Origin of the sequence: Cognatundibacterium oligocarboniphilum (assembly GCF_013377855.1) — a bacterium.
GTDB classification, from domain to species: domain Bacteria; phylum Pseudomonadota; class Gammaproteobacteria; order Burkholderiales; family Burkholderiaceae_D; genus Undibacterium; species Undibacterium oligocarboniphilum.
Genome location: NZ_JABXYJ010000006.1, coordinates 256,932 through 280,317, shown reverse-complemented (window position 1 = coordinate 280,317; position 23,386 = coordinate 256,932). Strand labels below are relative to the sequence as shown.

The following is a 23,386-nucleotide window of genomic DNA, read 5'->3' as shown; positions in this document are numbered from 1 at the left end:
CCTAGTGCAATAGACAATCAGGCGAGGCGCTATGTATCAACGTTCAGGGATGTTCATTGCGGCAGTGTTGCTGACTGCCTGCAGTACGGTCAGCATCGACCGGCAGCCAGCTCCTCCGGCAAATGCCGTCCGTCCGGCTTCCCCCGCAGTTTCCAGTGCATCCAGTATCGATGCCTACAAACGCGATATTGCCCGCCAGATCACCGCATTGCATCAGCAGCAAGTTTACGCCGAGCAGCCGCAAGCACTATTGCGCGCAGTGATTGTGCTCCGATATGCCATTGATGCTGATGGCCGGCTGATTAAAGCGGAAATTCTCAGAAGCAACAAGGATCAGTTTGCTGAAAAGACAGCACTTGCCAGTCTGCGCAACAGCGCACCGTTTCCTGTCCCGCAGGCAAAATTGCTACGCGGCGGCAAGCTGGACGCCTCCGAAACCTGGTTGTTTAACGATGACGGGCGCTTTCAGATCAGGAGTATTGCTCTGCCGCAACGCGGCGAGTAAATTTTGCAACGCTTCAGGGTGATCTTTTTGCCTTGCTTTGCATTTTCTTCGTTCACCTTTTCCCAGCCTCATTTTTTTGAGCCTCCCGGATAGCGTTGGTATCTGGTGAACGGCATCAGATTTTTCTCCGGATTTGTTCCTGAGCAGGTGTCAGTTAAAGACACATCCCCTATAATGCGGCTTCCCACAGGAGCCTTGAGATCATGAGCAATACTACCCATTTCGGTTACACCACTGTCGAAGAAGACCAGAAAGTTCATAAAGTTGCTGAAGTGTTTCACTCAGTGGCTGCCAAGTACGACATTATGAATGACGTGATGTCCGCCGGATTGCACCGGCTTTGGAAGGTCTTCACAATCGCGCAGGCAGGTGTCCGGCCTGGTTTCAAGGTGCTCGATATTGCGGGGGGAACCGGTGATCTGACCAAGGAATTTGTGAAACAGGCCGGTAAAACCGGGGAAGTCTGGCATACCGATATCAATGAATCCATGTTGCGGGTTGGCAGGGACCGGCTCTTGAATAAAGGCCTGATCACCCCCACTTTACTTTGTGATGCAGAGAAATTGCCATTCCCGGACAATTACTTTGATCGTGTGACGGTCGCCTTCGGTTTGCGCAACATGACGCACAAGGATCAGGCGCTGGCCGAAATGCAGCGGGTGCTGAAACCTGGCGGCAAGTTGCTGGTATTGGAATTTTCCAAAGTGCCGGAAATATTACAGAAGCCATACGATGTTTACTCGTTCAAAGTCTTGCCATGGATGGGACAGAAGATTGCCGGTGATGCCGACAGTTACCGCTATCTGGCGGAATCGATCCGCATGCATCCCGATCAGGAAACCCTGAAAGGCATGCTGCAGACGGCAGGGCTGGAAAATGTACAGTATTTCAATCTGACCGCAGGCGTAGCAGCCTTGCACACAGGTATTAAACTTTAATTTGCCGATAAAGCAACAAGGAGTAGAAATGAAAAAATTTCTGATCGCGGTGATCATGCTGGCAAGCACGCTGAGCATGACTATGCATGATGCTGATGCGAAGCGTCTGGGTGGCGGTGGCTCGGTTGGTCGTCAGTCTGCCAATGTGTCGCGCCAGGCCACACAGCCTTCCGGCAGCAATAATACGAATCAGGCACGTCCGGCAGCTGCGCCACAGCCAGCTGTGCAGCCGACACCTGTTCCGGCACCGGTGGCTGCTAAGCCAGCCAGCCCATGGAAGGGTGTGGTTGGTGGATTGATTGGCGGCGCCTTGCTGGGTGCAGCATTGTCTCATTTTGGCCTGGGTGGCGCTGCTGCCAGCATGCTGGGCTCATTGCTGACATTTGCGCTGATCGCTTTTGCGATCATGTTTATCATCCGCCTGTTCCGTGGCAATAAAACTGCAGGCGATACCCCGTCTGCATTTGCACAACCTGCTTATGCCGGCGGCACAGTTCAGGCAACGCCTGAAATTGGCGCCCGTCTGGAGCCGCAGTCTTTCCAGAGCAGCGCAGCGGCGCCGGCGACCACCTGGGGGATTCCGGCAGATTTTGACGTTCCCGGCTTTTTGCGGAATGCCAAAACCTATTTCATCCGCTTGCAAGCTGCATGGGATAAGGCAGACATTAATGATCTGCGCGAATTCACTACCCCGGAAATGTACGCAGAATTAAAACTGGAAATCCAGGAGCGCGGTCCGGCTCCGAATGTGACAGACGTCGTTTCGATAGACGCTGAATTGCTGGGTATTGAAACCGTGGGGCCTGACCATCTGGCAAGCGTTAAATTTACCGGCATGATCAAAGAGGCGCAGAATGCACCGGCAGAAGCGTTCAACGAAGTCTGGAATTTGTCCAAACCGGTCAATGGCCAGGGCGGATGGGTACTGGCAGGCATTCAGCAAATGTGATGCTGTCTTTATCTGGGTCAAGCCGGATGCCGGGCATCGCTTGACTCCGCAGATAAACTGTTAAACTGGAGACCGTCCGCTATATTGCCGGGCGGTTTTTCATTTGAGGTGGGCGTGTTGCCGGTAACCGTTACGTCAAGGCGCTCTTCTTGTGGTGTACGTCATTTCTGCATCATCAGCTCATCGGTTGCCGCCTTTTATTTATTCCTATGATTTCAATTGCTCCTTTTATTAATCATTTGCTTGCGCAGGAATCCTGGGCCAGGAAACTACTGCTTCCGCATGCCGGAGAAATCGCCTGTATTGATGCTGAAATCATCCAGATCCGCTTGCTGGTTAGCGTAGATGGTCTGCTGAGCAACGCAGAGGCATCCGCACCGGCAAATGTGACGATTCGTATCCGGCCAGCAGATATTCCCTTGATTTTGCAACGTCGTGAACAGGCATTTTCTTATGTGCGGATTGACGGTGATGCAGATTTCGCCAACACGATTTCAACGCTGAGCCAGCAATTGCGATGGGAGGCTGAGGCCGATCTGAGCCGCATCGTCGGTGATATCGCGGCTGTGCGCATGGTGGACGGCGTCCGTTCAGCCATAACCTATGTACAACAGGCACATCAGCAATTACAGGAAAATCTGGCGGAGTATTTTCTGGATGAAAATCCTCTGCTGGTGCGTCCTGCTGAGGTGCAGGAATTTGCAGCAGGAGTCAACAAAACACGCGATGACGTAGAGCGACTGCTCAAACGCATGGAGAAAATAGAAAAACAACAAAAGGTACGTTCATGATTTTGAAATTTTTGCGTTTATTGAAAATTATCCGTGTCACCCTGCGCTATGGTATTGATGAAATCGTCATTTCCGGTTTTCAGGTTCCGCGTATTGCCCGATGGCTGGAGACCGTACTATTCTGGCGTGACCTATCCGCACCGCGCGGAGAACGGTTGCGCAAGGCACTGGAAGATCTTGGTCCTATCTTTGTGAAACTGGGTCAGGTGCTGTCCACCAGACGCGATCTGATGCCGGCAGACATTGCCGATGAACTGGCGAAGTTGCAGGATCGGGTTCCGTCGTTTGATCCTGATCTGGCAATTGCCCAGATTCAGAAATCGCTGGGTGCGCATCCTGATCAGTTGTTTGCGGATTTTGAAAGGATACCGGTGGCTTCCGCGTCGATCGCACAAGTGCACTTTGCCACGCTGAAAGATGGACGGGAAGTGGCGGTGAAAGTCTTGCGCCCCGGGATGAAAGAAACTATCGATAAAGATGTTGCGCTGATGCAGATTGCAGCAGGGTGGCTGGAAACGCTATGGGCCGATGGCAAGCGTCTCAAGGCGCGCGAAGTCGTGGCCGAATTTGATAAGTATCTGCACGATGAACTTGATCTGATGCGCGAGGCGGCGAATGCCAGCCAGTTGCGTCGCAATTTCCATGATTCGGATTTATTGCTGGTACCGGAAATGCATTGGGATTATTGCTCCGCTTCTGTGATCGTGATGGAGCGCATGAAAGGAATTCCGGTTTCGCAGATCGATCAGTTGCGGGAGGCAGGTGTGGATTTGTCCAAACTGTCACGCGATGGCGTCACAATATTTTTCACCCAGATTTTCCGGGACGGTTTTTTTCATGCCGATATGCATCCGGGGAACATTCTGGTCTCGACCGATCCGGCATCCTTTGGCCGTTATATCGCGCTGGATTTCGGTATCGTCGGCACACTCAATGATTTCGACAAGGACTATCTGTCGCAGAATTTTCTGGCATTTTTCCAGCGGGATTATAAGCGAGTGGCCGAAGCACATATTGAATCCGGCTGGGCGCCGAAAGAGACCCGGGTCGATGAACTGGAGGCTGCGGTCCGGGCGTGCTGTGAACCGATCTTTGACCGGCCGCTGAAAGATATCTCATTTGGGCAGGTGCTGTTGCGTTTGTTCCAGACCTCACGCCGCTTTAATGTGGAAGTGCAGCCGCAACTGGTGCTGCTGCAAAAGACCTTGTTGAATATTGAAGGATTGGGACGTCAGCTCGATCCTGAACTCGACTTATGGAAAACCGCTAAACCTTATCTGGAACGCTGGATGAGCGAGCAGGTCGGCTGGCGTGGCCTGATCGATAAACTGAAAACGGAAGCGCCGCGATACAGCCATATATTTCCACAACTACCGAGGCTGGCGCATCAGGCTCTGCTGCGCGCTGGCGATGGCAACCCGCAGCAGGAGATGCTGGCAGCGTTGCTGGCTGAGCAGCGCAGCACCAATAATCTCCTGCGGGTGATCGTGTATTTTGGCGGTGGATTGTGCGCCGGTATTCTTGCTGCGCAACTGCTGCTGCATTTTTACTGGATAGATTAAGCAGGAAAGGGCAGGCAGCATGGCTGATTTTATACACCGCGATCCTACCCATCCGGAATTCTGGAATGAGCGCTTTCGCAAGGACTTTACACCCTGGGATAAGGGGGATGTACCTGCTGCCTTGCAGGAATTTGTTGCGCAATCAGCGCGTCCGTTATCCACGCTGATTCCCGGCTGCGGTAATGGATATGAAGCGGCGTTTCTGGCGCAGGCAGAATGGCCTGTGGTGGCGATTGATTTTTCTGCGGCTGCGGTGCAAAGCGCACGTGCCACGATCGGTGCATGGGGACATCATGTACAAGAGGCGGATTTTTTCACATACCAACCTCAGATGCCGCTGGATCTGATTTATGAACGCGCATTTTTTTGTGCTTTACCACCTTCGCGCAGACCGGAAATTACCCGTCGCTGGGCGGATCTGCTGCCAGCCGGAGGATTGCTGGCAGGATTTATTTATCTGGATGATGCACCAGGCGCTGATCAGAAAGGTCCGCCGTTCACGGTGCACCCGGCTGACTGGCAGGCCCTGATGGCACCGTATTTTGAATTAATCGCTGAGGCTGCGGTGGCAGACTCCATACCGGTGTTTGCTGGCAAAGAATGCTGGCAGATATGGCGGCGTCTGGCTAATGAATAGTTTTCTGTACAGTTTTTTTAAAATTTTCCGACCCAGACTGGGTATCCTGCATCCTTGATATCGACATCGCCTTTCAATAACTGACTTTCTATGCGTTTGATCCGACATCTTTCTCCGCTTGAGCAAATACCGGGTATTCCGCTACAGGCTGAACAGGTCAGAACTTTACTGAGTGCGGCCGAGTACCGGCAGGCGCTGATGAATGCGATTGCCCAGGCCAGACACCGGATTTATCTGTGCAGTTTGTATTTGCAGAATGACGAAGCCGGCGCACAGGTAATGGCGGCTTTGTATGCGGCCAAAGCACGGCGGCCTGCCATCGATATCGTGGTGCTGGTTGACTGGCACCGGGCGCAGCGGGGGCTGATCGGAGAGGCGCGTGTACCGGGCAAGGTCGCAGGCAACGCAGCCTGGTATCAGGAGCTCAGTCGCTTGCAGGCGGAACAAATTCCTGTCTATGGCGTTCCGGTGCAGACCAGAGAATTATTTGGCGTGCTACATCTGAAGGGTTTTGTCATTGATGATACGGTGATATATAGCGGTGCCAGCATTAATAATGTGTATCTGCATCAGCAGGATAAATACCGGCATGATCGTTACCTGTTGATTGATAATGCCATGCTCGCGACTACGATGGTGAATTTCATTCGCCGGCATTTGCTGTCGGCTTCGGCTGTGCATCGTCTGGATAAGCCGGATATTTCGCCAACCGGCAACTTACGCCATGAAATCCGGGAGTTCCGGGCTCAGCTGAAAAAAGCGAGATATCAGTTTGATGCAGGCTATTCTGAATCTCAGTCTGGCCTCAGCGTGACTCCACTGGTGGGTGTTGGAAAGAATAATCCTCTGAACAGGGTGATTTGCCAACTGTTTGCAGTCAGCCGGCATCAGATCACGATCTGTACTCCTTATTTTAATTTTCCGCTGGCAGTTACCAGAGAGATCAATCGTGCCTTAAAGCGTGGTGTGCGGGTTGATATCATCGTTGGCGATAAAACGGCGAATGATTTTTTTATTGATCCGGCGCAGCCGTTCAAAGTCATTTCCGCTTTACCCTATTTATATGAAATGAATCTGCGGCGTTTCGTGAAAGTACATCAGGCCGATATCGTCAGGGAGCAGCTGGGAGTACATCTGTGGTGCGAAGGCGAGAATACTTATCACCTCAAGGGCATCTGGGCAGATCAGCGGTATGCGCTGATGACCGGTAATAACCTGAATCCACGCGCTTTCCGGCTGGATCTTGAAAATGCCTTGCTGATTCGCGATCCTGCGCTGGAATTACAGCAGCAGTGGAGTGCCGAATTATCCAGTATCCGTCAGCACACAAAGACGATTCTGCATTATCGGGAAATTCAGGAGATCGGGGATTATCCGGAGCAGGTACGACGGTTACTGGCCCGGCTCAGCACGATCCGGCTCGACCGGCTCGCCTATCGCGTACTATAACTTTTGTTCTGGAAATGAACCTGTCAGCGTATGGAGGTGGCAGGTGGATCAAGGCGGATGACTTGCAGTGGCGCAGTTTCGTTCGGAAGCCATTTCTGATAAATGCGGGCGAAGCTGCCATCTTTTTTGATCGCCCGCAGCGCATTTTCCCAGAGTCTGACTGTCGTCTGGGCTGTCTGGGTGGAGAACGCCAGATACAGCTCCAGGCTGTCCAGCACTTTGACCTTTTCGACGTCATCCGGTGCATGCCCGGTTTCCTTCATGATGGAAGGCACTACCAGACTGCCTTCAACCCAGAGATCAAAACGTTTTGCCATCAGCATATTGGCGATAATGTGCGGATTTGCAGCCAGCTCGAGATTATAAAATCCTCTCTTTTGTGCCGTGTCTGCAAAAATACTGGAGCGGTAGGCGCCGACCTTCATCTTTTGTAAGTCATCCCCCAGGCTTTGCAGGTAGGCGGCATTGCCTTTGCGGGTATACAGCGCTGTGCTCGAAACGGCGACCGGACCGAGCAAGATCATCAGTTTTTCACGTTCTTCGGAGCGCCCGACTGTAAAGAGCAGCACGTTGGGTTCTTCCAGTACGGCTTTGTAACCGCGCGCCCAGGGAACAACCTGAATCGGGTGATGGCTGCCTATCTTTGCTTGTATCGCCTGAACGATATCAACGGCGAGTCCCTCTGCATGCATTCCCTGACCAAAGCTGACCGGCGGCCAGTCTTCGGTATAAATCTGGAGTTCTTGCGCATGAATGGAGATGGAGGTCAGCCAGCACAACAGGAATGCCGAACACGGAAACAGGCATATCCGGGATAGTCTCAGGAAGCTGGATCTGATCATGGTGGAGAACGGTACCCTTTGAAAAAAGATCAACCGGTTTAACACTTGCATACACATTTGCCGTATGAATCAATTTACTTGATTTAGATTTCATCTGCCAGGTTATTTTTATGTTACGCCGCTAATGGGGTTTTGCTTTCAGAAAAAAATACCTATTTCACAGATCTTAGCTGAGGGCGCAGATTTTTTTTGATCTGACGAAGATGGAAAATCTGTTCACCTGTATAACGCCGCCACCATGAGTTGCGCACACATTGGTATTCGGTGTACTGAATGACCTCAGGATTCCAGCGGGTTTTTGAAATATCTTCACCCACGGAGAGATTGATCCGGCGTATGTCCTGTTGAAACGCCCATTGTATGGTTTCTGCCAGGACAGTTGTCATGACGCTGTACCGGGCGTAGGCCAGATCGTAACCGGAGTAATACAGATAGAGTTCGTCATTCATCCGGAAACCAAGGCGGAGTGCAACGATGTTCTGATTCAGCTTCAGACAAAACAGATACATCCGGCTGGCAAAGGGAGAGTCCAGCAACAGCGAGAGAAATGCCTGGTGCCTGGGATTGGAAAAGTAATCAGGGTGTTCCACCGTATTGGCAGCAGCAGCGCGGTGACGATGCAGGGCATAAAAAGCAGGCAGATGTCTCTGTACCTGCTCCCGCCCCTGAAAAACGACGAACTCCATCTGCAGCGAATCACGCTTCAACGAGTTGTAACATCTCCTTAATGACTCCTTGATGTTGCGTTTGAGCTGGCTCTTAAATGAAGGCCAGTCACTATTTAAATGCAGGATGTAATTCGGGATGTTGCGCTCTGTCAGCGGATGCAGTGCGTGATTATTGAGTAAAAACAGTTTTACCTGATGCGACTGATGGATGATCTGAAATTCGGTCAGGCCAAACATTTCATGTCGTGCCAGTTCTTCCCACATACCGAGTATCACCTGCTCGTAACCGGGTAGCGCTAATGGAATACGCAGCTCGGTCAGATTCGGGTCTGCGCCGAAGGGGCGCACATAGCGATATAAAAATATTCTCTGAAAGCCGATGTGACTATTGGTCAAAGGCATGACGGCGACCAGTTCGTTGCCATTGAAAATAGCTGCAATTACTGGCAGGTTCCGGTGCAACAGAGAATTATCGTTAAAGATTTTCCACCAGCACAGATTCCAGTCGTAAGTCTGAAAAGGCAGGGCGTGACTCACTTTTTGCTCTAAAGCGCGCCATGCGGTTGCCAGTTTGGTCAGTCCTGTCTTCTCCGTGATAAGAATTTTTTTGAGCGTGGGCGGTAATCCGGACATAAGGTTTGATTTTTGATGAGAGAAAACCGCGATTTGCAACAGAGTGTTACAAATGGATAGTCCGAATGTAGCGCAAGTATTCATACCTGACAAGGGATCTGGTCGTAAGTGGAGCCGTTACTTTGTCGCGTCGGAATGTTGTTAATAAACGGACTAATCCCGCAGGTAACTGCGCAGGATCATTGCATAGGCGCCATTTTCCCGGATGGTTCTTAAGCCTTTGTTGAACAGGTCACGCTGCTCTTTCCGATGAAAGGCGAGTACTCTTGGAACAGGGCGGAACAGGCTATGAATCTGATAGCGTTCTCTTGTCTTTTGCTCGCCATATTGCAGGATGGCGAAGTACAGGAAAGTCCGCTTATCCAGCACGATGACGTCGCCGCGTCCGGCGTCGAGCATAGGAATTTGAGAATGCTGTTCACTGGCTTCAAAATAAAACGAACTTGTTTTAATCACTGCAGCGAATTCGGATCCCAGAATGCTGGGCGCATTCCGGAAAGCGATGACCCGCTTATCTGCCAGATTAGACAGTGTTCGCAACGACAAGTGCTGATCGCTGAGCGTGACGGCGACATTTTCAAATTCCAATACCGGATCAGAAAAAAAGACGTTGGATGTTCCGGCAGGTATCCCCGCAAAACCCGCATCAGCATTGCCGCTCCGGACATCGATTTCCATCCGCTTGTTATTGGAACGTACAAATTTGGTCTGTATACCCTGTGTTGCCAGTGCCTGCGCGATCAGGTCGCAGGCAATACCTTGGCGCGGACCATCCAGTACGTAAGGTGGAATTGATGTTACCTGTATGATGAATTCTTCTGCCCGCGCACTGAAGTACGGCAAGCTGCAAAGCAGCGTCGCAATGAAATAACAAAGGTATTGAACCCGCGAACGGAAAAATCGCATATCGATAAAATGTAAGGCCAAACCTGATTTGAAGATTGACGAAAAACCGCTCACATCAAGCTGTACCGGATCTGGTAACGCGCAGAAGTATGTTTTCTGTCAACCCTTCAGAAAGGTCTTCTGAGGGCTCCACAACCTGCCTGCGATCTTATGTTGAGCAATTTAACGCTGAATTGCAAGCAATCTGCAACTGCCACCAGTTTTCTTTGAATTTGTCAGGCTTCTGTGTTGAAATCATGGGCAAAGAAGAGATAAATGCAATCTCCTGTTGCGCAAAGTTCACACCTCGGGATAATCGTAAATCGTCCTTGAAAAATTCAGGCACTTCACCTATTGTGCAATGCACCAATAATTACAGAGCAAAAAATTGGCTAATCAACATACAAAAAGCAGCCTGATCGGGCTGACGCTGGCTGCCATCGGTATCGTGTATGGCGACATAGGTACCAGTCCTCTCTATACCATGAAAGAGGTTTTTTCCGCGGAACACGGGCTTCCGCTAACTGAGGCGAATATTTTTGGTGTCGTTTCCCTGATTTTATGGGGGCTGTTCATCATCGTTGCCGTCAAGTACGTGACCCTGATACTGCGGGCAGATAACCGCGGCGAGGGCGGGATCATGGCGTTGACGGCACTGGCACTGGAATCCGTCGGCAAATCTTCCCGGTGGCAATTTCTTTTGTTGATACTCGGTTTATTCGGTGCCGCCTTGTTTTATGGAGATGGCGTGATTACGCCGGCTATTTCCGTGCTTTCTGCCATCGAAGGCCTGGAAGTTGCGACTCCCGCATTCAATCCCTATGTCGTGCCGATCACACTGGTTGTGCTGATTGGCCTGTATTCCGTGCAGTCAAAAGGGACTGCCGGCATCGGTAAATGGTTCGGCCCCATCATGCTGATCTGGTTTTTCACATTGGCTGCAATGGGTTTGTATAACATCATTCGTTCACCGGTGATTCTCGGGGCGCTTAATCCCTGGCATGCGGTACATTTTCTGATGGAATACCGCTGGCTGGCTTTTCTTGCGCTTGGCGCAGTGGTGCTTGCTTTCACAGGGGCAGAGGCATTGTATGCAGACATGGGGCATTTTGGTAGCAAGCCGATCCGCGTTGCCTGGTTCATGATTGTATTTCCCGCTTTGGGTCTGAATTATCTGGGGCAGGGGGCATTGCTGCTGACCAACCCCGCTGCCGTCAGCAATCCGTTTTATCAGCAACTGGGTGCATGGAGCGTATACCCGCTGGTGGTGCTGTCCGCCATTGCGACGGTGATCGCTTCCCAGGCAACGATTTCCGGCACGTTCTCAATGACAAAACAGGCAATATCGCTCGGGCTGTTACCACGTATGAATATCGTGCATACCTCATCCAATGAGATCGGCCAGATTTATATTCCGGCTGTCAACTGGCTGCAATTGGCGGTGGTGATTGCAGCCGTGGTCGGATTCAGTTCCTCCTCGAATCTGGCCTCTGCTTACGGTATTGCTGTGACTGGTACGATGTTGGTGACGTCGCTGCTGACTTTCTTTGTCATCCGCTATGGCTGGAAGCTGAATCCTTTGCTGTGTTTTGCAGCAACGGGGTTTTTTCTGACGATTGATTTTGCGTTCTTTTCCGCCAACGTCCTTAAAATTATCCATGGCGGCTGGTTCCCGCTGGTACTGGGCATCACGATGTTCACCGTTATGGTGACCTGGAAACGCGGACGTGAGCTGGTCTTTGAAAATCTCAAAAAACACGCAATTCCATTGGAGGATTTCCTGTCTTCCCTGTTTATTTCACTGCCAATCCGGGTTGCCGGAACCGCGATCTTCCTGCGCGGCGAAGCTGATGGGGTGCCGCACGCCTTGTTGCATAATCTGTCGCACAACAAAATCATCCATGACCGTGTGGTATTTCTGACTTTACATAACAAAGAAATTCCCTGGGTTCCTATGGCAGACCGGATCAAGATCACCGACCTCAGCCATCAGTGCTATCAGATTGATGTGAACTATGGTTTCAAGGATGAGCCGGACATTCCGAAAGTGTTGGAACAATGTGCTACGCAAGGGCTGAAGTTTGAACCGATGGAAACTTCCTACTTTATCTCGCGGCAGACGATTATCTCCCGTCCTGGCAGTGGCATGGCTTTCTGGCGCGAAATGCTGTTTGTGGCGATGTCACGCAACGCCAGCGATGCGGCAGATTATTATCAGATTCCACCGAACCGTGTGATTGAGGTGGGCTCTCAGGTCGAGATCTGAGCATTGCCTTGTCATTTTATTCAGCGATATCCGAACGGAAAAAACCTGCAGCGATAATACTGCAGGTTTTTTTTCAGTTATTGGACAGATGCAGATTTACTCTTCCCCTGAACGCATCTGATGCAAAATAACATGTGCCAGCATATCGAGCGCGGGTCGCACTTTTCCCTGTTTATCCGTCCAGACTTTCGGTGTCAGCGCACCGGACAGCGCGACGCTATCGCCATCCGTTAATGTCAGCAGCCTATTCCTGACAAGATCGTTAAAGGCAATGACATTGCAAATCACGGTCTCACCGTGATCGGTCACTGCTTTGACTTTGCACGTCACATACACGGAGCCGGCACTACCGCTGCGCTCTTCCGCATAGCCGTATATGCGACCTGCGATCAGACCATCAGCCATTTGCTCCCTCAATATAAAGATAATTATTAAAACAGCATGATATATTGATGCACATTAGACGCCGGATTGCGTTATTTTGCAAACATGCGTCGGTGCTCAAGTTTTGTGAAGATGAAAGGTGAATATGGGGTTGAATGAGATTGCGGAAGCGTATGTCCGTCTGGTGCTGGCCGTCGGAAAGCATGACCCTGATTATGTGGACGCCTATATCGGCCCCGCGGCCTGGCAGGACGAGGCGCAGTTGTTGCCGTTGCCGGAATTGCAGGATATCGCCAATGTTCTGGTGCAGCAGGCAGAACATCTGACGCAACCTCCGGCAGAGCAGGCAGAGCGACAGGTTTTTTTAATCAAACAGCTGCAAGCTGCCCGCACTTTCATTGCACACTTGGCCGGACATCGCTTACCGTTTGATGAGGAGTCACTGGCTTTATATGACGCCGTGTCGCCTGTTGTGACACCGGCTGATCTCGACATCACGCTCGCTGAACTGGCAAATCTGTTGCCTGCAGAAATGCGAGACAGCGATCTGAATGCAAGCCTGTCGATCTACAACAAAGCTTTTGAAATTCCACGCGATAAGCTCGACGCTGTTTTCACCGCCGCCATCAATGAAGCCCGTCGCCGCACCCGGCGCTATATCACCTTACCTGAGAATGAAAGTTTTCAGGTCGCCTATGTCAGCAATAAAGTCTGGAGTGCATATAACTGGTACAAAGGCAACAGCCACAGCCTGATCGAAGTCAACACGGATTTCCCGATGTTCATCAGCCGGGCAATCGACCTCGCGAGTCATGAAGCTTATCCCGGTCACCATGTTTTTAATGTGCTCATCGAGAACGGGTTGGTCAAAGAAAAAGGCTGGATTGAATATGCGATTTATCCACTGTATTCACCGATGTCATTTCTGGCTGAGGGCAGCGCCAATTATGGTATTGAGGTCGCATTCCCACATGCAGAGCGCATGCAGTTTGAAAAGGAAGTCCTGTTCCCGCTGGCCGACATTGATCCTGCCAAAGCCGACCGCTATTATCAGATACAGGCGGTGCTGCAAAAGCTGTCTTATGCCGGCAATATGGTGGCAAAGCAATATCTCGATGGCGATATAGGGCGTGATGCAGCGATTGCTATGTTGATGAAATATAACCTGTCTGATGCCGACCGTTCGGCACAGCGTCTGCGTTTTATCGAACATCTGCGCTCGTATGTGATCAACTACAACCTTGGTCAGGATGTCGTGCAGGCTTATATAGAAAAACGCGCAGGAAAAACAAATCAGGATTTACGCTGGCAGGTGCTGACTGATCTGTTGAGGTACCCGAAAAGTGCATCGATGATGCTGCTCTGATGCTGTCGGAATAGGCAGGTCTGGCGGCAAAACAGGGGAAATGATTCTGGTCGTGCGCAGAGAATATTTTTCTGTTTTGAAGCGCTGAATTATCAACATGAGGCGAAAAAAATGATATGGAAACACTCGGCGCAACTCTGCCAGAGTTGTCAGATATCTACGCTGAATTGCTATACTGCAGAGCTATCGTGTAATCAGTCTGACGGTCAATGATTGACTATCCGCATTCGCTGATGTGCTGGTGCTCAATGCCAGCAGGCGGTCGATATTCGGATGCTTGCCCGGGAATGTTTTGGCATCCGCCGTATGTTCCGCATACAATGCCAGCCCCTTGGTCGCCGCTGCAGCATGAATCTTGCCAAATTCCTGTGTCAGTGCATGATAGACGCGCACACTACCTGCGGTGCCTGGCTTGTTTTCCAAACGAGCGACAAGCCCTGCATTGTTCGATAATTCCAGCGCAGCAATATGATCGATGGCAGGCAGGGTGGCTAAAATTTCAGTAAATTGCATTCTGTTTTCCTTCGATATAACAGACAGATCGCATCAAAAAATTGTGCATGGCGATGTCGTCAGGCGGTCTGAAAACGCTTAAAAGCGGGCACCAAGTCGGTCGATCGGTAGCGGTTCCTTTGAATAGGACTGATACCAGCCATAAGCGGCAATAATGCTGTGCATGTGTGCCAGTCTGGCCTGATATGTCAGCCGGTACAGCATCAGAAAGAAGCTGCTATGCGTTAAAGATAAGCTTGGATTTAATAAAATTTTTAAACAAATATTTCTATTTAAAAATGAAAAACTTGAAATTCTCAAAACTCATAGCTGTTGTATATTTTACTTTTTCAAGCAGTATCGCATTAGCAACTCAAAGTAATTTACTGTGTCCAAATTCCAAAAACACTATAGAAGATACAAATTGCTTATCTGCTCAAATCGGAAAAAAAGCGGAAAAACTTCAAAAATATCTATCCACTGCAAAAATACAGGAAAAGAAAGATTATGGTAACGATGATGAGCTAATTGAAACACAGAAAATTTGGGAAACATACGTAAGTAAACATTGTGGCTACATTTACAGTCGCCAAAATGGAAGCGCCCGCTATCGAGAATCTGCCGAATGTACAATACGTTTATACGATGAACGCATTTACGAAGTATGGAAGAGTTATCTTACTTATTTTGACTCTACTCCACCCGTATTACCTAATCCTCAAATACAAGATTAATTTTAGTTGTAATGTAGAATCGACGTCTGAAGTGGCAATATTTAGAACTAAACACAATTACTGAGAGGGGCAGATGTGAGTCTGTCCTTCTGAAATACAAAAAGCGCACCCACGGTGGATGCGCTTTTTGTATTGGTGAAGCTATTGGCAGAGATCAGTTCTGCTGAGTTTTCTGCATATTCACTACAGTTACTTTATTGTCCGCACCAGCTTTTGCTGCGGTCAGCCGGACTTCTTCATTGGCTTTGGCGCGGGCAGCTTTTTGCGCCGGATACCAGATGAAGCTTTCGCTACCAATTTCTTCACCATCAGCGCGTGCCTGTACCAGTTCTGCAATGACTTCCGCACGGGTTTTAGCCGCGGAAGCCGATGTTTCGGCAGCAATTGCAGCGTTGCTGCCAAAAGCGATCAGGGTGGATGCCAGTATGATTTTTTTGAGTGTCATGATAATTCCTGTCTGTATGAATCTATCTATAGAGACTGCCATGCAGGCGCCGTTTTCAATCATTATGAGAAGTGGTGCGCACTTCCGATAATGACTGCAACAACGTCGTTGCAGAATTTGCGGCAGTTCGGTGTATCCGGGCTTCATCCAGTCAGACGTCGCCTTAAACCGATGAAAGCAGTGTAGGCTTTCCTATTTAAGCAATAAAGTAGCTTATTGAGAATATGCTATTGCTGAATCGGGAATAATAAAGGACTTGAAAATGGACAGATTGCAATCAATGCGGCTTTTTTCAAAAGTGGTCGAACTCGGTAGTTTTGCCCGTGCGGGCCAGGCGCTGGAAATGTCGAATGCGGTAGTGACGCGCTATATTGCAGACCTTGAAAATCATCTGGGAACCCGGTTACTGAACCGCTCAACGCGGCGCTTGTCACTGACGGAAACCGGGCATGTGTATCTGGAACGGGTACGCCAGATTCTGGCTGACATTGATGATGCCGAAGCAATTGCCTCGTATGCGTCCAGAAAGCCGGGCGGGACGCTGCGACTGTATTCCGTGCCGCATTTTGGCAAAGCGCAGCTGGCGCCGCTGCTGCCTGAATTTGCCAGGGAGTTTCCGGATGTGGTTCTGGATATCAAAATCACAGATCGCCATATTGATCTGGTGGAGGAGGGGATCGATGTCGGCTTTTTTCTGAATCTGCAAAAAGTCGATGCCAATATGATTTCACGCAAGCTGGCGACATCTGAAGTGCTGGTCTGCGCTGCTCCGGCCTATCTGGAAAAATATGGTACCCCGGCGACGCCGGACGATATAACTCAGCACCGTTGTCTGAATTTCAGTTATGAATTTTTGCGTGATCACTGGCTTGTGCGCGAGCGCTGTCAGGATCCGTCTGCCATGCGCCAGATCCCGATACAAAGCAGTCTGATATCGAATAATGCCGATGTGCTGCGTGTCTGCGCTCTGGCTGGAATGGGGCTGGTATTGCGCACTTCATTTCAGCAGGGGGATGATATTGAGCAGGGACGGCTGATTCGTCTGTTTCCTGGACATTGCTTCGGCACGGTATCTATTTCCATGGTATATCCGAGCCGGCGCCAGCTTTCTGCGAAAGTGCGCAGCTTCGTTGACTTTATCGCTGCCCGTTTTCCACATCCGGAACAGGATATCTGGCAGCAGAATGTCTGATTTTTTACCATGATTGCATGGCGGTTTTCCGAAAAAAAAGCAGCCCGCAGGCTGCTTAAAAGGATTTTTCATCCGGGAGACGCTCACATGTCTGTCGCAAATCATAATCGGACTGAATGACGCAGTGATGACACGGACCTCTTGGAACGTCATCCGGCTCGACGCCTGCATCGGGATTGCCGGATAGCTAAAATCACTGTGAAACCGCTTTTTCCGATGGATTTCTCTATCTGAACGGTGCATATTCACGGTAGATTGTCTATATAATGCCCGCAGAAAATTAGCGGGTTTTTTTATTGACATGATTGACATCCTTGTACAAGCATCTTCATGAATACACTTATCTGGTTCGTTATTCTGTATTGGGTTATTTCTGTAGGTATCGGCTTGTATGCAGCCCGCTATGTCAGTAACTCCAGGGATTTCGCCGTTGCAGGACGCTCATTGCCGATGTATGTCGTGACGGCGACGGTGTTTGCCACTTGGTTCGGCTCAGAAGCGGTACTCGGAATTTCCTCAACTTTTGTCAAAGAAGGACTCAGGGGGGTGGTGGCTGATCCTTTCGGGTCGTCACTGTGCCTGGTCATGGTGGGGCTGTTTTTCGCCAAACCTTTGTACCGGATGAATTTGCTGACCATTGGTGATTATTATCGCAACAAATTTGGTCGCATCGTCGAAATTCTGGTCACCCTGTGCATCGTGATTTCCTATCTGGGCTGGGTTGCAGCCCAGATCAAGGCGCTTGGACTGGTGTTTAATGTCGTCTCCGGCGGCTACATCACGATGAATACCGGCATGATGATTGGTGCTGCCAGCGTGCTCATCTACACCCTGATGGGTGGTATGTGGTCAGTGGCGATCACTGATTTCCTGCAGATGATCATTATTGTGGTGGGTATGATGTATATCGGTTGGGAAGTGTCGGGCATGGTCGGCGGCGCCGGCATGGTGATCGAACATGCGGCAAGCGCAGGCAAATTTGAATTCTGGCCCGCGCCGACAGCCCGGGAGACACTATGGTTTTTTGCCGCCTGGATCACGATGATGCTGGGGTCCATCCCTCAGCAGGACGTTTTTCAGCGGGTCGCCTCTTCAAAAAATGAAGCGATCGCCGGCCGCGCCTCGATTCTGGGCGGTGTTCTGTATTTTTGCTTTGCGTTTATTCCCATGTTTCTGGCGTATTCGGCAACACTGATTGATCCCGGCATGGTCGCCAGTCTGATCGATAAGGATTCGCAACTGATTCTGCCGACCCTGATCATGACCAAAGTGCCGATGCTGGCGCAGGTAATGTTTTTCGGTGCGTTGTTGTCGGCGATTAAAAGCTGTGCCAGTGCGACTTTGCTGGCGCCTTCCGTCACATTTTCCGAAAACATCCTGAAGCCGTTTTTCCCCAGACAGAACGATAAGCAATTCCTGCTGATGATGCGCATTGTCGTGCTGGCATTTACGGCAGTAGTGACCCTGTTTGCCATGAATACCGAATCCAGCATTTACAAAATGGTAGAAAATGCCTATAAGGTCACGCTGGTGGCGGCCTTTGTTCCACTGGCGTTCGGCTTGTACTGGAAACCTGCCACTGCGCAGGGTGGGCTGGTTTCGATTCTTCTGGGTATCGGCTGCTGGGTAGCGCTGGAAATCACTGCGCCGGAAGGATTCTGGCCACCTCAGCTGGTAGGGGTGCTCATGAGTATGGTCGGCATGGTATTGGGTTCATTATTGCCTCAGGTATCACAGGGTAAGGCGGCAATCTGAGCTCTTCTTGACGCAATGCGCAAATTCTTGCTGAAAACCTTTATAATTCAGGGTTTTATCAGTTTTTTGGGGCAAGAGTATGCCGATTTACGCTTATCGTTGTGAAGAATGTGGTTTTGCAAAAGATGTCCTGCAAAAAATTTCCGACGCGCCGCTGAATGATTGTCCTGCGTGCGGTAAGGCTGCGTTTAAAAAACAGGTTACTGCAGCCGGTTTCCAACTTAAAGGTTCTGGCTGGTATGTCACCGATTTCCGTGGCGGTTCGGGCGGCGCTGCCGGCACGTCAGCGCCTGCTGCGGCGCAGGATGCCGGTACTGCTGCGACGGAAACCGCAGCACCGGCTCCGGCGGCGGGCGAAACAGCCTCTGCCTGATTTTCCCTTAACCAGTCGTCTTCACGTTTTTCACTGACCATGCTGAGAAAATATTTTATTACCGGCCTGCTGATCCTGGTTCCGCTGGCGATCACGTTCTGGGTTCTGCACGCCATCATCAGCACCATGGATCAGTCCCTGCTGCTGCTTCCTGAGCAATGGCGGCCGGAAGCGGTGTTCGGTTTCCGGGTGCCGGGTTTGGGCGCCGTGCTGACTGTGCTGATTATTTTTGTCACAGGTTTGCTGACCAGAAATTTCGTTGGCAATTATGTGGTGAAAGCATGGGAAGGTCTGCTGAACCGCATCCCGATTGTGAATTCGATTTATTCGAGTGTGAAACAGGTATCGGATACCTTGTTCTCGTCATCCGGCAATGCATTTCGCAAGGCCGTGCTGATCGAGTATCCGCGCCAGGGCTCATGGTCGATCGGTTTCCTGACCGGCGTGCCGGGTGGCGATGTTGTGAATCACCTGCAGGGTGACTATGTGAGTGTTTATGTACCGACAACGCCGAACCCGACGTCCGGTTTTTTCCTGATGGTGCCGAAAAAAGACGCCATTGAACTGGATATGAGTGTCGATGCGGCACTGAAATATATCGTCTCCATGGGCGTGGTGGCTCCCGAACATCTCCCCACCGACAAGAAATAAACAGCCACGCAGCCAAAAGCTGCCGGCTGACTCATTTTTAATTTTGAATACAGACAGGTAAGAAATTATGTCCATGCGTACCCATTACTGCGGCCTCACTACTGAGGAATTACTCGGCAAAACCGTCAGCCTGTGCGGCTGGGTGCATCGTCGTCGCGATCACGGCGGCGTGATTTTTATCGATCTGCGCGACCGGGAAGGTCTGGTGCAGGTGGTATGTGACCCTGACCGCGCAGATGTGTTCAAGGCCGCTGAAACTGTGCGTAACGAATTTTGTCTGCGGATTACCGGCCTGGTACGTGCACGTCCTGAAGGTACAGGTAACGCTAACCTGAAATCCGGCAAAATCGAAGTGCTGGCGCATCAGGTTGAAATCCTGAATGCGTCTGTTACGCCACCATTCCAGCTCGATGATGATAACCTGTCTGAAACCACCCGTCTGACGCACCGCGTGCTGGATCTGCGTCGCCCACAGATGCAGAACAACCTGCGCTTGCGCTATAAGGTTGCGATGGAAGTGCGTAAGTTCCTCGATGCGAATGGTTTCATCGATATCGAAACACCGATGCTGACCAAATCAACTCCGGAAGGCGCGCGCGACTACCTGGTGCCATCGCGTGTGAACGCTGGCGAATTCTTCGCGTTGCCGCAGTCTCCGCAATTGTTCAAACAGTTGCTGATGGTGGCCAACTTCGATCGCTACTACCAGATCACCAAGTGCTTCCGTGACGAAGACCTGCGTGCGGATCGTCAGCCTGAATTTACCCAGATCGACTGCGAAACCTCTTTCATGTCCGAGCAGGAAATCCGTGATATGTTCGAAGGCATGATCCGTCTGGTGTTCAAGAACACGCTGGATATTGATCTGCCGAATCCATTTCCGGTCATGGAGTTTGCTGAAGCCATGGGCCTGTATGGTTCCGACAAACCGGATATGCGCGTCAAGCTGAAATTCACCGAATTGACCGACGTGATGAAAGATGTCGATTTCAAAGTGTTCTCCGGTGCTGCCAATATGCACAATGGCCGCGTGGTGGGTCTGCTGGTGCCGGGCGGCGCGAACATGCCGCGCTCCGAGATCGACGCCTACACCCAGTTTGTCGCGATTTACGGCGCTAAAGGTCTGGCGTACATTAAGGTCAATGAGCTGGCAAAAGGTCGCGACGGTTTGCAATCTCCGATCGTCAAAAACATCCACGATGCGGCACTGACGCAGATTCTGGAGCGTACTGGCGCGAAAGACGGAGACCTGATTTTCTTCGGCGCGGACAAGGCAAAAGTCGTCAACGATGCGATCGGCGCGTTGCGCGTGAAGATCGGCCACAGCGAATTCGGCAAGGCGAATGGCTTGTTTGACGACGTATGGAAACCATTGTGGGTGATCGATTTTCCAATGTTTGAATACGATGAGGAAAACGATCGCTGGACAGCAACCCATCATCCGTTTACCTCTCCGAAGGATGGTCATGAAGATTACATGGCAACCGATCCGGGCAAGTGCGTGGCGAAAGCTTACGACATGGTGCTGAACGGCTGGGAACTGGGCGGTGGCTCAGTCCGTATCCATCGTGCTGACGTGCAGGCAAAGGTATTTGATGCACTGAAGATCGGCCCGGACGAGCAGCGTCTGAAGTTCGGCTTCCTGCTGGATGCGCTGCAATACGGTGCGCCACCACACGGCGGCCTGGCGTTTGGTCTGGATCGTATCGTGACCATGATGACGGGTGCGGAATCCATCCGTGACGTGATTGCCTTCCCGAAAACCCAGCGCGCGCAGTGCTTGCTGACCCAGGCGCCATCAGCGGTGGACGAGAAGCAATTGCGTGAACTGCATATCCGTTTGCGTGCCACGGAGCCGGCGATCAAAGCCTGATTCTGCTGACAGCCCGGTGCAACATTGACGGGTATTTCCAAAAAAGCGCGGATCTGTTTCCGCGCTTTTTTATTCATTTTTATTCAAATGTGAAGATTGCCGCCACATCGGCTGGCAAGTTAATGATGAATGCTGTTGCATCGCGTGTGGCATCAAAAAAAATATTCGCAGCAGAATGCCCTGAGAGTACGAAGCAGGGTTGTATGTGCAGCCCAGCAATATAGTTACATTTTTTACATATTAAATTAATTACATTCATCGATAACTGGTGTAAATTTTCCGGTTTTCTGACTTTTGAATCTGATTATGACATTTTGTTTGAGATATTCTCGCCCGACCGGCGTACTGGCATTGATGATGGCTGCGCTGACATTCACTGCATGCGGTGAAAAGAAAACCGAACTCGGACAAGGCTCCTCTGAGGTCACAGGCTCAGCCGGCCCGGCAGGGGCGAAGGGGGCAAACAAATCCCTGACCCGTTGCAGCGCACCGGTCGCCACGCTGGCGCTGGTTGAAAATCCGAATGGCTACACCATGCAGAGCTCCTACAATCTGCCGACCTCGCCGGTACCGCTGATCCGCCTGCTCGCGCAGCAGAGCGGTTGCTTCCGCGTGGTTGACCGCGCTTCGGGCCTGAAGGCCGTGATTCAGGAGCAGAATTTGCAGGAGCAGGGCATACTCCGCAAAAATACCACCGTGCATAAAGGCCAGGGCTATGAAGCACAATACACCATGACGCCGAGCCTGACGTTTTCAGAAAACCATGCCGGCGGCGGAATCAGCGCCATCATGGGGATGATTCCTTTCCTCAAAAATTTTACTGGTTACGCTGAGAAAGTCAGTTTCAAAGAAGCGCAGGTGGCTTTGCTGCTGACCGATAACGAAACCACAGAACAGATCGCCGCATCGACCGGTGCCGCTAAATCGACCGATCTGGGAATGGGTGGACTCAGCTTTGGCGCAGGTGCCGGTGGCTTTGGTGCTGGCTGGAGCAACACCAATGAAGCGAAAGTCATTGTGGCGGCTTTCCTCGATGCGCATAACAAACTGGTGTCTCAGGTACAGCAATTGCAGAGCAAGGAATTGCCGCCTGCAGTGCCGGTGAAATAAGGCCAGAGAAATGTGGATTTCGCTATGGCTGACAAACTGATCTGTCAGCCGTGGTCATTTTCCGGTACGGCGCATCGATGCGCTTGTCGTATTGATGCATGGTGCTTTGCTTGTGTGACACCAGTCTCATCCGGCGTGCCTCAGAATAAGTTATTGCGCTGCATTAAGTTAAGTATTGTCAATTCCCGACAGTAACGAAATTTGGCGTCACAGACATGCTATAAAGAAGACTCACTCCCGAATTGTTCGGCAAGTGCATTGCAAGGAGTTTCTATGAAGCTGAGTTCTGTCTATCTTGCTGCCAGCCTGACTGGCGCAGCAGTTCTGTTGTCCGCTCCGGTGTTTGCTGCCGAACATGGCAGCGAAGCCGATGCGCAGAAAATGGTGAAAGACGGTGTCGCGCTGGTGAAATCAGCCGGGGCTGAAAAAGCCTATAAGGCCTTTACCGAGCATCCTGATGGTGCGTTTAAGGAGAAAGACCTGTACGTATTTGTTTATGATTTTGAAGGGAATTGCCTGGCGCAGGGCGCCAACCCGAAGATGGTTGGTAAAAATCTGATCGGGATGAAAGACGTCGATGGCAATCCTTTCATTAAAGGCATGATTGACATGGTCAAGGCTTCGTCAAAGGGCTGGTACGGCCCTTACAAGTTCAATAATCCGGCAACGCAGAGTTACGAGCTGAAAAAATCCTATTGCGAACGGGGTGCCGGTGACAGCATGATTTGCGTTGGTGCGTATTCCGGCAAATAAATGCCGCCATCTGGCCGGATCATGCGGACGAGTAATTGAAAAAAGGTCGCCACACGCGGCAGGCAGTCACAATTGCCTGTTGTCGCTGAAGAACGCGACTGACAGCATTGGCAGTATTTGTGCTGCACCTGCA

Annotated in this window: 23 protein-coding genes; 17 read left to right on the top strand and 6 right to left on the bottom strand. The window is 50.8% G+C overall.

The window, feature by feature from the left end; all coding sequences use genetic code 11:
* The first annotated feature begins 31 nt into the window (after positions 1–31).
* The 7 genes from HV832_RS12525 to pssA all read left to right on the top strand — a co-directional run bounded on the left by HV832_RS12525 (position 32) and on the right by pssA (position 6,831).
* Positions 32–505 carry an energy transducer TonB gene (locus HV832_RS12525; protein ID WP_176804176.1) on the top strand — a complete coding sequence of 158 codons (474 nt, stop codon included), beginning with the start codon at positions 32–34 and terminating at the stop codon, positions 503–505.
* A gap of 203 nt (positions 506–708) precedes the next feature.
* Complete coding sequence (gene ubiE, locus HV832_RS12520; protein ID WP_176804175.1) at positions 709–1,443, top strand: bifunctional demethylmenaquinone methyltransferase/2-methoxy-6-polyprenyl-1,4-benzoquinol methylase UbiE; 735 nt, start codon at positions 709–711, stop codon at positions 1,441–1,443.
* 28 nt (positions 1,444–1,471) lie between these two features.
* Complete coding sequence (locus tag HV832_RS12515; RefSeq protein ID WP_176804174.1) at positions 1,472–2,392, top strand: Tim44 domain-containing protein; 921 nt, start codon at positions 1,472–1,474, stop codon at positions 2,390–2,392.
* A gap of 209 nt (positions 2,393–2,601) precedes the next feature.
* On the top strand, positions 2,602–3,183 hold the full coding sequence (locus HV832_RS12510; protein WP_176804173.1) for a ubiquinone biosynthesis accessory factor UbiJ: 582 nt from the start codon (positions 2,602–2,604) through the stop codon (positions 3,181–3,183).
* On the top strand, positions 3,180–4,745 hold the full coding sequence (gene ubiB, locus HV832_RS12505) for a ubiquinone biosynthesis regulatory protein kinase UbiB (RefSeq protein ID WP_176804172.1): 1,566 nt from the start codon (positions 3,180–3,182) through the stop codon (positions 4,743–4,745). Before HV832_RS12510 ends, ubiB begins: the two co-directional genes overlap by 4 nt.
* A gap of 19 nt (positions 4,746–4,764) precedes the next feature.
* The gene (locus tag HV832_RS12500; protein WP_176804171.1) at positions 4,765–5,382 is read left to right on the top strand and encodes a methyltransferase; all 618 of its coding nucleotides are present in this window, start codon (positions 4,765–4,767) and stop codon (positions 5,380–5,382) included.
* 90 nt (positions 5,383–5,472) lie between these two features.
* Positions 5,473–6,831: a CDP-diacylglycerol--serine O-phosphatidyltransferase gene (pssA, locus tag HV832_RS12495; protein WP_176804170.1), complete on the top strand. Its 1,359-nt coding sequence runs from the start codon at positions 5,473–5,475 to the stop codon at positions 6,829–6,831.
* 23 nt (positions 6,832–6,854) lie between these two features.
* Here the strand turns inward: pssA and HV832_RS12490 are convergent, their stop codons facing one another.
* The 3 genes from HV832_RS12490 to HV832_RS12480 form a co-directional block, all read right to left on the bottom strand.
* Complete coding sequence (locus HV832_RS12490; RefSeq protein WP_176804169.1) at positions 6,855–7,673, bottom strand: substrate-binding periplasmic protein; 819 nt, start codon at positions 7,671–7,673, stop codon at positions 6,855–6,857.
* 152 nt (positions 7,674–7,825) lie between these two features.
* On the bottom strand, positions 7,826–8,974 hold the full coding sequence (locus HV832_RS12485; protein WP_176804168.1) for a GNAT family N-acetyltransferase: 1,149 nt from the start codon (positions 8,972–8,974) through the stop codon (positions 7,826–7,828).
* A 153-nt stretch (positions 8,975–9,127) separates the two neighbouring features.
* Positions 9,128–9,901, bottom strand: a complete 774-nt coding sequence (locus HV832_RS12480; protein ID WP_176804167.1) for a substrate-binding periplasmic protein — start codon at positions 9,899–9,901, stop codon at positions 9,128–9,130.
* A gap of 346 nt (positions 9,902–10,247) precedes the next feature.
* Here HV832_RS12480 and HV832_RS12475 point away from each other — a divergent pair, with 346 nt between their 5' ends.
* The gene (locus HV832_RS12475) at positions 10,248–12,125 is read left to right on the top strand and encodes a potassium transporter Kup (protein ID WP_176804166.1); all 1,878 of its coding nucleotides are present in this window, start codon (positions 10,248–10,250) and stop codon (positions 12,123–12,125) included.
* Positions 12,126–12,221: 96 nt separating this feature from the next.
* Here HV832_RS12475 and HV832_RS12470 read toward each other — a convergent pair whose 3' ends face one another.
* Positions 12,222–12,530, bottom strand: coding sequence for a single-stranded DNA-binding protein (locus tag HV832_RS12470; protein ID WP_176804165.1), 309 nt, complete (start codon positions 12,528–12,530; stop codon positions 12,222–12,224).
* Between the two features lie 124 nt (positions 12,531–12,654).
* Here HV832_RS12470 and HV832_RS12465 point away from each other — a divergent pair, with 124 nt between their 5' ends.
* Positions 12,655–13,875, top strand: a complete 1,221-nt coding sequence (locus tag HV832_RS12465; RefSeq protein ID WP_176804164.1) for a hypothetical protein — start codon at positions 12,655–12,657, stop codon at positions 13,873–13,875.
* Positions 13,876–14,058: 183 nt separating this feature from the next.
* On the opposite strand, the gene HV832_RS12460 is transcribed toward HV832_RS12465, so the two are convergent.
* The gene (locus HV832_RS12460; protein WP_176804163.1) at positions 14,059–14,388 is read right to left on the bottom strand and encodes a DUF2322 family protein; all 330 of its coding nucleotides are present in this window, start codon (positions 14,386–14,388) and stop codon (positions 14,059–14,061) included.
* A 167-nt stretch (positions 14,389–14,555) separates the two neighbouring features.
* Between HV832_RS12460 and HV832_RS12455 the strand changes: the two genes are divergently transcribed.
* Positions 14,556–15,101 carry a lysozyme inhibitor LprI family protein gene (locus HV832_RS12455; RefSeq protein WP_176804162.1) on the top strand — a complete coding sequence of 182 codons (546 nt, stop codon included), beginning with the start codon at positions 14,556–14,558 and terminating at the stop codon, positions 15,099–15,101.
* 154 nt (positions 15,102–15,255) lie between these two features.
* Here the strand turns inward: HV832_RS12455 and HV832_RS12450 are convergent, their stop codons facing one another.
* On the bottom strand, positions 15,256–15,546 hold the full coding sequence (locus HV832_RS12450; protein WP_176804161.1) for a DUF4148 domain-containing protein: 291 nt from the start codon (positions 15,544–15,546) through the stop codon (positions 15,256–15,258).
* Between the two features lie 262 nt (positions 15,547–15,808).
* Here HV832_RS12450 and HV832_RS12445 point away from each other — a divergent pair, with 262 nt between their 5' ends.
* The 7 genes from HV832_RS12445 (at position 15,809) to HV832_RS12415 (ending at position 23,253) form a co-directional block, all read left to right on the top strand.
* Entirely contained in the window at positions 15,809–16,738 is a 930-nt protein-coding gene (locus tag HV832_RS12445; RefSeq protein ID WP_176804160.1) for a LysR family transcriptional regulator, read from the top strand.
* A gap of 330 nt (positions 16,739–17,068) precedes the next feature.
* A complete protein-coding gene (locus HV832_RS12440) occupies positions 17,069–18,493 on the top strand; it encodes a high affinity choline transporter 1 (protein ID WP_176804159.1) in 1,425 nt (474 codons plus the stop codon).
* Between the two features lie 79 nt (positions 18,494–18,572).
* The gene (locus HV832_RS12435) at positions 18,573–18,866 is read left to right on the top strand and encodes an FmdB family zinc ribbon protein (protein WP_176804158.1); all 294 of its coding nucleotides are present in this window, start codon (positions 18,573–18,575) and stop codon (positions 18,864–18,866) included.
* Positions 18,867–18,908: 42 nt separating this feature from the next.
* Positions 18,909–19,517 (top strand): DUF502 domain-containing protein, encoded by a 609-nt coding sequence (locus HV832_RS12430; RefSeq protein ID WP_176804309.1) that lies wholly within the window; start codon positions 18,909–18,911, stop codon positions 19,515–19,517.
* A gap of 67 nt (positions 19,518–19,584) precedes the next feature.
* A complete protein-coding gene (gene aspS / locus HV832_RS12425; RefSeq protein ID WP_176804157.1) occupies positions 19,585–21,390 on the top strand; it encodes an aspartate--tRNA ligase in 1,806 nt (601 codons plus the stop codon).
* 306 nt (positions 21,391–21,696) lie between these two features.
* A complete protein-coding gene (locus HV832_RS12420) occupies positions 21,697–22,500 on the top strand; it encodes a CsgG/HfaB family protein (protein WP_425330330.1) in 804 nt (267 codons plus the stop codon).
* Between the two features lie 273 nt (positions 22,501–22,773).
* Positions 22,774–23,253 (top strand): cache domain-containing protein, encoded by a 480-nt coding sequence (locus HV832_RS12415; RefSeq protein WP_176804156.1) that lies wholly within the window; start codon positions 22,774–22,776, stop codon positions 23,251–23,253.
* Positions 23,254–23,386: the final 133 nt, after the last annotated feature.